This is a genomic window from Sphingomonas sp. ABOLE, from assembly GCF_003950455.1.
Classification (GTDB): domain Bacteria; phylum Pseudomonadota; class Alphaproteobacteria; order Sphingomonadales; family Sphingomonadaceae; genus Sphingomonas; species Sphingomonas trueperi.
The window spans coordinates 1-11,483 of record NZ_QQWY01000039.1 but is presented as its reverse complement, the minus strand read 5'-3'; the positions used below and the strand labels follow the sequence as shown (position 1 = coordinate 11,483).

Genomic DNA, 11,483 nt, shown 5'->3' with positions numbered 1-11,483 from the left:
GCCTCAAAGGGTCGGGCGCGAAAGCGTCGACAGTTCGGCTGGCCGAACCTCGTGAACCAGCTGCTCCATGCGGCATTGCTCGGGCGCCTTGTCGGGCCGCCAACGCAGCAGCTTGGTGCCGTGACGGAAGCGGTCGCCGGTCACCTGGTCGTACAACACTTCCAGCACCCGTTCGGACCGCAGCGGCACCCATTCGCTCTCGGTGCCGTTGTTCCACCGGCTGGGGCCGCCCGGCGCCTTGCCGGTAAAACCTGGCGGCCCAATCAGCGGTTCCAGCGTGCGCAGGAGCGCCTGGCGCTCGGCCGCAGCGATGCCGGAGGTGAAGCCGACATGGTGGAGCAGCCCGGCATCGTCGTAGAGACCGAGCAACAGCGAGGCGACGCCGTCGCCTTTCTTGGTGCGACGGAAGCCGCCGACGACGCAATCGGCGGTGCGGTGCTGCTTCACCTTCAGCATCGCGCGCTCGCCGGGCCGATAGGGTTCGTCCAGCCGCTTCGCGACCACCCCGTCGAGCGCGCCGCCGCCTTGCGCAAGCCAGGCACGGGCGGTGTCCAGATCCTGCGTTCGGTGCGACAGTAGCAGGGACGGCCCGCCGTGCTTCCGGTGAAAGGTCTCCAGCGCTGCGCGACGATCGCGCAGCGGCGCGTCGAGAAGCGGCTGCCCGTCGATGCCAAGGCAATCGAACAGCATCAGCTGCGCCGGCGTCTCCTGCGACAGCCGCCGGATCCGGCTCGGCGCCGGGTGGAGCCGGGCCTGGAGCGCATCGAACGAGAGCACGTCGTCGATCGGCAGGATCAGTTCGCCGTCTAGGATGAACTCGGGGAACTCGACGGCCGCAATCATGGTGACGACTTCCGGGAAGTACCGGCTGAGCGGCTTTCCCGACTTCGACCGGATCTCGACGAGATCGCCGCGGCGGAACACGAGCGCGCGGAAGCCGTCCCATTTGGGCTCGAACTGCCAGCCCGGCTCCTCGGGCAGCGTCGCGACCAGCTTGGCCTCCATCGGCGACAGGTCTGGCATGGCCATGATGCTCCATTGCGCAGTGGTGCGGAGACCGAACGCGCGGTATCCCACCCGGTTCACGGGAGCAGATCTCGGGAGCGTTCGTTCCGGAAGCCGATAAGGCAGGGGAAGTGAGGCGGGGATGAAGATCGCGACCTACAATGTGAACGGGGTGAACGGTCGCCTGCCGGTGCTGCTGCGATGGCTGGAGGAAGAGGCGCCCGACATCGTCTGCCTGCAGGAGTTGAAGGCACCGCAGGAGAAATTCCCCGAGGCCCCGATCCGCGACCTCGGCTATGACGCGCTCTGGCATGGCCAGAAAAGCTGGAACGGCGTCGCGCTGCTCAGCCGGGTAGGCGAGATCCACGAAACGCGGCGCGGACTGCCCGACGATCCCGACCCCTCGCAGAGCCGCTATATCGAGGCGGCGGTCAGCGGGATCCTGGTCGGCGGGCTGTATCTGCCCAACGGCAATCCCCGGCCGGGCCCAAAATTCGAGTACAAGCTCGCCTGGTTCGAGTGCCTGATAGCGCATGCCGAGACGCTGTTGGAAAGCGGGCTGCCGGTGGCGCTCGCCGGCGACTTCAACGTGATGCCGACCGAGCGGGACGTCTACAAGCCCGAGCGCTGGCGCGACGACGCGCTGTTCGCACCCGAGGTCCGCGCGCTCTATGTGCAGTTGCTCGAACAGGGATGGGCTGATTCCCTGCGCAGCCTCCATCCCGATGCCACGATCTACACCTTTTGGGATTATTTCCGAAACGCGTTCGCGCGCGACGCGGGGCTGCGCATTGACCAGCTGCTACTGAGCCCGGTGCTGGCAGGCCGGCTGGTGGACGCGGGCGTGGACCGGCAGGTGCGCGGCTGGGCAAAGACCAGCGATCACGCACCCGCCTGGATCCGATTGCGCGACCACTGACCTTCGTCATTCGTCGCTCTCGGCCCTGTGCACCAACTCGTTGATGCTCGCTGCCAGCGTTTCCAGCTTGTACGGCTTGCGGAGGATCGGGAATTCGCGCTCGTCGCGCGGGATGAACTGCTTGCTGCTATAGCCGCTGGCCAGCAGCACCGGGAGGTTTGCGTATGTCTCTCGCACGGCGCTGGCGAGCTCCAGCCCGCTCATCCCCGGCATCACAATGTCCGAAAACACCAGGTCGACCGGGTTCTCCCGCAACAACTCGAGCGCTTCCTGGCCGCCAGCCGCTTCCAACACCGTGCAGCCGAGATCGTCGAGCAGCTGGTGCGCGAAATAGCGGACGTGCTCGCTGTCCTCCACCAGCAGGACTCGAAGCGCCGCAGGCAGCGAGATCTGCGTATCCGGCGCCGTTTCGCGCTGCAGCGGCTTGAACGTGCGCGGGATCCACAGCTCCACCCGGGTGCCCTTGCCCAGCTCGGAATCGATCCGCGCGGCGCCGCCCGACTGCACGGCATAGCCATGGATCTGCGACAGCCCCAGGCCCGTGCCCTTGCCGGTCGGCTTGGTGGTGAAGAAGGGCTCGAACACGCGCTTCAACGTCTCAGGCGGGATGCCTTCGCCGGTATCCTCCACCGACAGCAGGACACCGTCTCCCTCTGTGCGGCGCGCGTTGTGCGTAGCGATGGTGATCCGCCCGCCCTCCGGCATCGCGTCGCGCGCATTGAGCACGGCGTTGAGCAGCGCGGCTTCGAGCCCGGTGGGGTCGATCTCCACCGGCCACAGGGCAGGGGTCAGGTCGAGCCGCAGCTCATATTGGCTGCCGAGGGTCCGCTGGAGCATCTCGCTCAACGCATCCAGCCGGACGCTGAGATCGATCACTTCGGGCTCCAGCGGCTGGCGCCGGGCAAAGGCGAGCAGTTGCGAGGTGAGGCTGGTCGCACGCTCGGCGGTCTCCAGCATCACGTTCAGGTAGCGCGTGCGCTTCTCGCTGGGCATGTCGGGCTGTTTCAGCATGAAGTCCGCTGACCCGTGCATTACGGTCATCAGGTTGTTGAAGTCGTGGGCGATGCCGCCCGCCAGCTCGCCCAGCGCCTGGAGCTTCTGCGATTGCAGCAGCGCTTCCTGAGTGCGGCGAAGTTCCTCTTCCGCCTGCTTCTTCTCGCTGACGTCGCGGGTAATCTTGGCAAAGCCGACATGCGCACCGGCCTCGTCGTAGATCGGGTCGATCAGCACGTGCGCCCAGAACAGCGAGCCGTCCTTGCGGACCCGCTGCGCCTCCGCCTCGAATTTGCCCTCCGCCAGCGCCGTTCGGAGGGCAATGTCAGGCGCGTCGCGCGCCCGGTCGGCGGGGGTGTAGAATAGCGAAAAATGCTGCCCCAGCACCTCGCTTTCGGTATAGCCCTTGATCGCCTGTGCGCCGGAGTTCCAGCTGGTGATCCGGCCATCGGTGTCGAGCATGTAGATCGCATAGTCGCGGACGCCCTGGACCAGCAGTTTCAGCTGTAGCGCGCTCTCGTAGGTCGCCTGTTCAAGCCGACGCTTCTCGGTGATGTCGCGAGTGATCTTGGCGAAGCCGAGCAGCGTGCCGTCCTCGCTGCGGATCGCGTCGAGGATCGCGTGGGCCCAGAAGCGGCTGCCGTCCTTTCGAATGCGCCAGCCTTCGGCTTCGAAGCGGCCCTCGCGCGCTGCGGTGGCGAGGGCGCGGGCCGGCAGTCTCGACGCCTGATCCTCGGGCGAGAAAAAGCGGGAGAAATGCTCGCCCACGATCTCTGGCGCTACATACCCCTTGAAGCGCGCTGCCCCGCTGTTCCAGGTGACGATCCTGCCCTCGGGATCGAGCATGTACAGGGCGTAATCGGTGACCGCATCCACCAGCAGCTGGAAGACTTCTGCTGAGGGGTGTGGCTTGGCGTCGGCTGCTGACAAAACCTGATCCTGTGCAAAGCCCCCCCGGACTCACCACGGACCAAAGTCTGTATCGTCGCCGAAGCGGCATGCAACAGCTTTGTTTTTTCAGCTCAAGTTTTGCCGGTTAGAGATCCGCCTCGATCGCGAGGCGCATCGCTTCGCCGGACGTGGCAACCCCCAGCCGGCGGATCAGCGCGCTCCGGTGCATCTTAACCGTCTTTTCCGCCAGGCCGAGCTCGGCGCCGATCTGCCGGCTGCGCAGGCCGCGCGCCATTAGGTGCAGGACCGCCCGCTGCTGGTGGGTGAGACGCGCGATGCGACTCGCGGCTTGCGCCCGAGCAAGTCCGCCGGCGAGCGCGCCGACTTCCATCTGCGTACCGAGGAAGAAGAGGACATCGCCGTTGTCGTCGAGCACGGGTGCGACCATCACTGCGTTTCGGAAGCTGCTGCCGTTCTTGCGATAGTTGGTCAGTTCCACGACGTGGGGCGTCGCAGTGGCGATCGCATGGGCAAGCGCGTTCGAATGCACCGGCTCGGTTCCGGGACCGGCGAGGATGCGGCAGTTGCGGCCGAGCAGCTCCGCTTCGCCATAGCCGGTCAGGCGCTCGAAAGCGGTGTTGGCCGCGACGATCGGATTGTCGGGGCGGCGCGGGTCGGTCACGATCGAGGCGATCGGCGAAAGCCGGATGGAAGCTAATAGGGCGTGTTTGTCCATGCGCGGGTCCAGTCGGCTCCTCCGGCTGAGGGGGGCGATACGGTGATCACCCCCATAACGACTTTCTCCCGGTCCGGCTCCGACGCGATTGAAGGGCGGTGGCGCAGCCGAGGTATCCGGCCTGCCGACTTGCGACGCGCTTGCAGCGGCCCCTTGACCGCGCTGCAGCCATGTCGGACCGGCGTCAGGCCGGCTCCCTTCAACCGATTGGAATATCTTGAATTTCGTGGCGGGGCGCCGATATTGCCGGTCTTGTTCAACAACAGAAAGGAGGTGGTCGAATGTCTCATTGTCATATGCCGCTGAACACGGATCCTATGAGCATGGCGAACCTCGTCGAGGCTTGCCGCTTCTGACCTCCCGCCTTCAGTGGCAGGCAATGGAAGGGCCGCTCCAGCGATGGGGCGGCCCTTCGTGCTTCCGGGTCCCGGCAGCGGGGCGAGGACGGATCAGCTCGTAGCCGGGCGGCAGGATGGCCGATGCCAGGCAGACGAAAACGGCGCGACGCTGGCTTATGGGAACCTTGGCCGAGCCGATGCGCTCGGTTTGTCTGGCCGCCGCCATCCCGGCGACGCCGGCTCCGTTCCCCTGGCGCCGAGGTGACCCATGCCGATCCAAGCCGTTCTGTTCGATATCGACGGCACCCTTGTCGACAGCAACGACTTCCATGTCGCCGCGTGGCAAGAGGCGTTCGCGACGATCGGTGCGCGCTTCGAGGCGCAGGTGATCCACGATCAGATCGGCAAGGGCACCGACATGCTGGTCCCCGCGCTGCTGCCCGACCTCGACGAGGACAGCCAGCAAAAGCTCGGCGAGACCCATGGCGAGATCTTCAAGGCCAAGTTCCTGGATCGGGTCGAGCCATTCCCCGGCGCCCGCGAGATGCTTGCGCGGGTGCATGCCGATGGCCGGCGCGTCGTACTGGCGTCATCCGCCTCGAAGGCCGAGCTCGAGCACTATCTTGCGTTGCTCGATGCCCAAGCTCTCGTTTCGAAGACGACCAGCGCCGACGATGTCGAGCGGACCAAGCCCGCCCCGGATATCTTCTCGACCGCACTCGAAAAGGTCGCGCCGCTTGCGGCCGATGCGGTGATGGTCGTCGGGGACACGCCCTATGATGTCGAGGCCGCCGGCAAATGCGGCATTGCCGCGATCGGCCTGCGGTCGGGCGGATTTGCCGACGATGCCCTGCTCGGCGCCGGTGCCGTGGCGCTGTACGACGATGTGGCGCATCTGCTGCGTGAATATGCCCAATCGCCGATCGCCCGCTGATCTGCGAGGGTCGGGCCGCGTGGTGCGGGGAGCGACTTTGGAAGGAGGGAGATGATCTTGGCCACTTCTGCATCCACCGATGCGATCGTCCAGATCGGCCTGATGGAAGACGAGGCGATCGATATCGATGCGGCGGCGCTCCAGCTGGCGGCGCTGGACCATCCCGATACGGACCTGAGCCCCTATGTGGCCCAGCTGAACGCCTTTACCGAAAGCCTGGCAGCGGCCGGCGTGGATGCCGAAACCGTCGAGGAACGTGCGCAGGCGCTCGCCCGCGTGATGGCGGGGACCTTCGGGTTCAGCGGCGACCGGAACCAGTATGACGATCCGGCCAATGCCGATCTCCTCCGCGTGATCGATCGGAGGCACGGGCTGCCTGTAAGCCTGACTATTCTCTACGCTGCCGCGGCCCGGCGGCTCGGCTGGCGGGTGGATCCGCTGAACACGCCCGGCCATGTGCTCGCCCGCGTCGGCTCGGAGACCGACGCCGTGTTGATCGACCCGTTCAACGATGGCCGCATCGTCGCCGCGGACGAACTGGCCGCCCTGCTTCGCGGCGTGCTGGGGCCGGCCATGGTGCCTACGATCGAGCATGTCACCCCGATGTCGAACCGGTCGGTGCTGGTGCGGCTGCTGATGAACCAGGCGAGCAGGGCGGAAGCTTCGGGCGACGCCGCCCGGGCGTCGACGCTGTACGAGCGCATGACCGTGATCGCACCGGCGCATGGCCAGGGCTGGTGGGAACGCGCCCGTCTGCTGCTGCACGCAGGCGATGTGAGCGGCGCCCGATCCAGCCTGAGCGCCATGTTGGAAATCACCCGCGATCCCGCGCTCCGCACGCATATCTGCTCTGCCCTGGATGCGCTGAGCGGGCGCGACTGAACCCGCCTGCGGCATCGATACCTGCCGCCGATCAAGGGCTGCTCCCAGGCTCGATGTAGCTGACCCCGACGAGCATGCTTCAGTTGAGATTGACTCGCAGTATCGTTGCAGGATAGCTGCGCTCCCGTAACAAAGGGGGGCGCATGCGACATTATGGGTTTCTGCTCACAACGGCGTTGGTCGGGATGAGCGGGATGTCTGCCGCGCAAGCGCAGGAGGCGGCGGGGCCGGCGGCCGAGGAGATCATCGTCACCGGCGAGAAGAGCGACCGCACCCTGCAGCAGACCACCAGTTCGGTGGGCGTGACGACGGCCAGACGGATCGCGCAGGAGAATCTGCAGTCGATCCAGGAAATCTATCAACGGACGGCCAATCTTTCGGAGACCTACGGCGCCTCCGGCTTCTCGATCCGCGGGATCGACCAGCGGGGCGTTTCGGGCGGGAGCGGTGCCGCCACCGCGACGGTGTTCGTCGACGGGGCGCCGGTGCCGCAGGATCTGCTGTCGAACGGCCCGACCGACCTGTGGGACGCGGCGCAGGTGGAGATCTTCCGAGGGCCGCAATCGACGCTGCAGGGGCTGAATGCGCTGGCCGGCGCTGTGCACATCCGCACCGAGGAACCGAGCTTCGACTGGCGGCTCAAGGGGCAGGCGACGGTTGCCTCGTTCAACACCACGCAGTTCGCGGTCGCCGGCGGCGGCCCGCTGATCGGGGACCAGCTCGCCTTCCGGATCTCGGCCGAGAAGCGCGATTCGGACGGTTTCATCTACAACGTCACCCGCCGCGCGCCGGAGAACCCGGTGAACTCGATCTCGCTGCGCGGCAAGCTGCTCTGGACGCCCGCGATGCTGTCCGGCTTCGAAGCGCGGCTGAACTACCATCACTTCCACACCAAGGGCGGGTATCGTTTCACCTACGCCGATCGCAACCAGCCCGATTATCAGGACAATCCCACCAACAGTTCCAACGATCCCAACAGCAGCGACGTCGACGCCGACCAGGCGACGCTGGACCTGCGCTACCGGCTGGGCGGGGGCTTCTCGCTGACGGCGCTGAGCACTTATACCGACACGTCTTTCCTGCGCCATTATGACGGCGACGCGACCGCGGCGCGCCTCGCCTTTAGCGACCTCACCGGCACGTCGAAGATCTTCACCCAGGAGTTGCGCCTCAACTATGCGGGCGAGCGGCTGAGCGGGCTGGTCGGCCTGTTCTATTATGATCGCGACGAGACCGCCAATTCGCACCAGATCACGCTGGTGCCGACCCCGGCGGCGACGATCGTCAACCTGCTCAAGGGCTCGCTGGGCAGCACGCTGGCATCCCAGGTCGCGTCTACCTACACCCAGGCGCTGCCCTATATTCCCGTCGACTATACTTCGGATCTGCCGCAGCAGGTGCAAACCTATGCCCTGTTCGCCGACGGGCGCTATCGGCTGACCGATCGGCTGTCGCTGCTCGGCGGCTTCCGCGTCGATCGCGAGCGCAATCGCAATGCGGGAACGGCGATCGCCACCTTCGCCGGCACGCTGCCGACACCTGCCTCCTATGGCACGCTGGCGCCCGTGATCACCGCGATCAACCGGGCGGTGCTGGGGCTGGTGAGCGCCGCCAATGGCGCGGCGCCGCCGGGCGTGCGTACCTTCAACGCCTTCCTGCCCAAGGGCGGGGTAGAGATGGCCTGGACGCCCGATCTGTCGACCGCCTTCGTCGTCCAGCGCGGCTATCGCTCGGGCGGCAGCAGCTTCAACACCGCGCGTTCGACGCTGTTCGCCTATGATCCCGAATATACCTGGAACTACGAACTGTCGTTCCGCTCCGCCTGGCTCGGCGGGCGGCTGACCGCCAATGCCAACATCTTCTACATCGACTGGAAGGACCAGCAGACGACCGCAAATTTCGGCACCGGCACCTATGACACCAACACGGTCAATGCCGGCAAGTCGCATCTCTACGGCTTCGAGATCGAGCTGAATCATCGCGTCTCCGGCGCGTTCGACTGGTATGCGAGCGTCGGCCAGACCCGCACGAAGTTCGACTCCTTCGTCACCAGCGTCGGCTCGATCACCGACCTTTCCGGCGAGCAATTTCCCTACGCGCCGCGCTGGACGCTGGCGGGCGGCGCCAACCTCCGCTTGGCGGGCGGCTTCGAGGCCAATCTCAATGCCAATTATCGCAGCGCCGTGTTCACCGACGTGGCACGGCCGCAGAGCGACAACCGGGTGGGGCCGCGCACGCTGGTGAACGGGCGGATCGGCTATCGCGTCGATCGCTGGAGCGCGTCGCTGTTCGTCAACAATCTGTTCGATACGAAATACGACCAGTACGTCAACAAGTCGACCAACCAAGCGATCATCGGCACGCCCCGCACGGTGGGCGCGATCCTGGGCTTCACGCTGTGAGCGACGCGGCGCAGCTGGCGCTGGGCAGCGCCGCGATCCTGATCGTCGCCGCCGCCGCCGCCTGGCTGTTGCGCCTAGCGTGGCGCCGGAGCAGCGGCAAGGCGCCGTGGCGTGCCGCGGGGCTGGGCCTGGCGGCGCTGGCGATTCTCGCCCCGGCCGGCTTGCTGGGCGAGGCGCGCGGGCCGTTTGCGGCGCTCGCCCTGTTCTCGGTGGCGGCACTTTCGATCGTCGCCTCCGGGCGGACGCTGCGCAGCGCACAGGCAGGGCGCGGCGGCCGCGGCGACGGCGTCGCGCCCGAGCCGGCCGAACGCGCCTCCGCCCCGTGGCGCGGGCTGCTGCGCTGGCTGCTTGCCGGACCGATCGGCATGGTCGCCGCGATGGCCGTGGGCGTGTGCTACACGGTGTGGGGCGCGGGCGCGGTGCAGACCCGGCTGGTGGTCGGCGGCCTGCTGGTGCCGCTCGTCTGGGGCGCGGCGATGGCGTGGACGCTGGCCGACGACAAGCTGCTCCGTGCGGCGGCGGTGCTGCTCGGCACCGCGCTGGTCGGCTTCGGCCTGGCCCGCCTGGGAGGCGTGGCATGAGCCGCACGGGGAACAAGGGGCTGGCGCTGGCGCCCGACGTGGTGCGTGCGGTGCTGAAGGGGCATAGCAGCCTTGGGCTGGCCTTTGCCGCGGTGCTCTATCTGGTGTGCCTGACCGGCGCCCTTGCGGTCTTCGTCGCCGAATTCACACGCTGGGAAAATCCGGCCGCGCCGCGCGTCGCGACTTTAGCGCCCGATGCGCTGCCGCAGGCCTATGCCGAGGCGCTGGCGAAGGCAGGTGGGCCGGTGGATCGCATCCTGATGGTGCTGCCCAAGCCCGAGAACCCGCTGCTCCGCGTCCGTACCGAGGCGCAAGGGGCGGGGCAGCGCGAATGGTTCGCGGACCGGGCCGGCCATCTCGCCGCACCGGTGCGCGAGGGCTGGACGGAGCTGCTCGTGCGCCTGCACGTCAATCTGCACCTGCCGCGCGCCTGGGGCGGGTTCCTCGTCGGGCTGGCGGGGGTGGCGCTGCTGTCGTCGCTGATCTCGGGCATTCTTGCCCATCCGCGCATCTTCCGCGATGCCTTCCAACTCCGGCTCGGCGGATCGCGGCGCTTGCAGGAAGCCGATCTGCACAACCGCATCGGCGTATGGGCGCTGCCCTTCCACCTGATCGTCTCCCTTACCGGCGCCTTGCTCGGGCTATCGACGGTGATCATCGCCGTGCTGGGTATGGTCGCCTTCCAGGGCAATACCGCCAGGGTCTATGCCCTGTTCCGCACGCCGCGCGTCGCGACGGATACGCGGCCGGCGCCGCCGCTCGACCTGCGGCCGATGCTGGCGGACGCCGCGCGGCGAGTGCCTACCGGGCGGATTGACTATCTGCGCATCGAGCATCCCGCCCGACGCGACGGCAGCGTGGAGCTGCAGGTCGAGGACGGATCGCACCGCATCGCCGGTACCGACGCCTATGGCTATGATCGGCAGGGCAGGCTCTATCACGCCAAGCGCGCCGCGGAGAATAATCTGGGCGGACAGATTCTCGGATCGCTGGGGCCGCTGCATTTCGGCTGGTTCGCCGGGCCGATGGTGAAGATCGCCTATGGGCTGCTGGGCTTTGGGCTCGCCTATCTGGCGTCGGGCGGAGTGCTGCTGTGGATCGCCCGGCGACGCGATCGCGGCCGGCCGGTACCCGGGTGGGAGCGCATCTGGGTCGCCTTCGCCTGGGGGCAGCCCCTTGCACTCGCCGCCGGCGCCCTGGGTGCGGTCGCTGCGCCGGCCATGGTGCTTGTGCCGCTGCTCGCCTGGGCGTCGACCAGCCTCGCGATGTTGGCGGTGGCGGCAGCGATGGCGGCGCGACCGCTCGCGCGGTTCGGGCGCGGTGGCACGGGGCTGGTGCTGACCCTGATCGCAATGGTTCATGGCGGTTGGCGCTCGGCGGACGCCATGGTCGCTGCCGTCAATCTCGTGCTCCTCGCGGTCGGCGCAGCACTTATGTTCAGCGCAACGCGGCCGGCGAACGCGCCTCTCACGGGGGGCGTCAATGCGGGATGATGCCGGTGCCCAGGGCGCCCGATACATGCCCGAAAGGGTGGAAGGTCGCACTTCGCACTTTGCGAAACAGGTCTTGAGCTATTGGTGCGGATGGTTCCGCTCTGGACGTGGATGGTCGAGAAGGTGGGCGGGTTCACGGCGGCGAGCGCGAAGTTGAATCAGGATCACGCTGCTGCTGAAGGTTGAACCGCGCCGGGTCTGCCGGAGGCGTTGGGTTGTGAGTCACGCTGCCATATCGAGGTTGTCCGCGGCAGCATAATATTGCTCTTCGGCTTCGGCAGGCGGGATGTTGCCGATGGGTTCGAGCAG

9 protein-coding genes are annotated in these 11,483 nt (G+C 67.2%); 6 read left to right on the top strand and 3 right to left on the bottom strand.

Going from position 1 to position 11,483, the window contains the following annotated elements; genetic code table 11:
• Window positions 1–3 precede the first annotated feature (3 nt).
• A complete protein-coding gene (locus CA234_RS19215) occupies window positions 4–1,029 on the bottom strand; it encodes an ATP-dependent DNA ligase (RefSeq protein WP_125977404.1) in 1,026 nt (341 codons plus the stop codon).
• A 118-nt stretch (window positions 1,030–1,147) separates the two neighbouring features.
• On the opposite strand from CA234_RS19215, the gene xth reads away from it, so the two are divergent.
• On the top strand, window positions 1,148–1,924 hold the full coding sequence (gene xth / locus CA234_RS19210) for an exodeoxyribonuclease III (protein WP_126002505.1): 777 nt from the start codon (window positions 1,148–1,150) through the stop codon (window positions 1,922–1,924).
• A 6-nt stretch (window positions 1,925–1,930) separates the two neighbouring features.
• Here the strand turns inward: xth and CA234_RS19205 are convergent, their stop codons facing one another.
• Both CA234_RS19205 and CA234_RS19200 read right to left on the bottom strand, forming a co-directional pair.
• Entirely contained in the window at window positions 1,931–3,847 is a 1,917-nt protein-coding gene (locus CA234_RS19205) for a PAS domain S-box protein (RefSeq protein WP_241213586.1), read from the bottom strand.
• Window positions 3,848–3,953: 106 nt separating this feature from the next.
• Complete coding sequence (locus CA234_RS19200) at window positions 3,954–4,544, bottom strand: helix-turn-helix transcriptional regulator (protein ID WP_126002504.1); 591 nt, start codon at window positions 4,542–4,544, stop codon at window positions 3,954–3,956.
• 606 nt (window positions 4,545–5,150) lie between these two features.
• Between CA234_RS19200 and CA234_RS19195 the strand changes: the two genes are divergently transcribed.
• The 5 genes from CA234_RS19195 to CA234_RS19175 all read left to right on the top strand — a co-directional run bounded on the left by CA234_RS19195 (window position 5,151) and on the right by CA234_RS19175 (window position 11,174).
• A complete protein-coding gene (locus tag CA234_RS19195; protein ID WP_125977401.1) occupies window positions 5,151–5,816 on the top strand; it encodes an HAD family hydrolase in 666 nt (221 codons plus the stop codon).
• Window positions 5,817–5,873: 57 nt separating this feature from the next.
• Window positions 5,874–6,698 carry a transglutaminase-like domain-containing protein gene (locus CA234_RS19190; protein ID WP_241213585.1) on the top strand — a complete coding sequence of 275 codons (825 nt, stop codon included), beginning with the start codon at window positions 5,874–5,876 and terminating at the stop codon, window positions 6,696–6,698.
• A 194-nt stretch (window positions 6,699–6,892) separates the two neighbouring features.
• Window positions 6,893–9,100, top strand: coding sequence for a TonB-dependent receptor (locus CA234_RS19185; RefSeq protein WP_241213584.1), 2,208 nt, complete (start codon window positions 6,893–6,895; stop codon window positions 9,098–9,100).
• Window positions 9,097–9,681, top strand: coding sequence for a hypothetical protein (locus CA234_RS19180; protein ID WP_126002501.1), 585 nt, complete (start codon window positions 9,097–9,099; stop codon window positions 9,679–9,681). Before CA234_RS19185 ends, CA234_RS19180 begins: the two co-directional genes overlap by 4 nt.
• Window positions 9,678–11,174 carry a PepSY-associated TM helix domain-containing protein gene (locus CA234_RS19175; protein WP_126002500.1) on the top strand — a complete coding sequence of 499 codons (1,497 nt, stop codon included), beginning with the start codon at window positions 9,678–9,680 and terminating at the stop codon, window positions 11,172–11,174. The genes CA234_RS19180 and CA234_RS19175 overlap by 4 nt, the downstream gene beginning before the upstream one ends.
• Window positions 11,175–11,483: the final 309 nt, after the last annotated feature.

What these genes read in the sequence shown, in the direction of transcription:
- CA234_RS19175 (WP_126002500.1), top strand. Translation starts at nt 9,678, where the DNA reads ATGAGCCGCACGGGGAACAAGGGGCTGGCGCTGGCGCCCGACGTGGTG.
- CA234_RS19185 (WP_241213584.1), top strand. Translation starts at nt 6,893, where the DNA reads ATGTCTGCCGCGCAAGCGCAGGAGGCGGCGGGGCCGGCGGCCGAGGAG.
- CA234_RS19200 (WP_126002504.1), bottom strand. Translation starts at nt 4,544, where the DNA reads ATGGACAAACACGCCCTATTAGCTTCCATCCGGCTTTCGCCGATCGCC.
- CA234_RS19195 (WP_125977401.1), top strand. Translation starts at nt 5,151, where the DNA reads ATGCCGATCCAAGCCGTTCTGTTCGATATCGACGGCACCCTTGTCGAC.
- xth (WP_126002505.1), top strand. Translation starts at nt 1,148, where the DNA reads ATGAAGATCGCGACCTACAATGTGAACGGGGTGAACGGTCGCCTGCCG.
- CA234_RS19215 (WP_125977404.1), bottom strand. Translation starts at nt 1,029, where the DNA reads ATGGCCATGCCAGACCTGTCGCCGATGGAGGCCAAGCTGGTCGCGACG.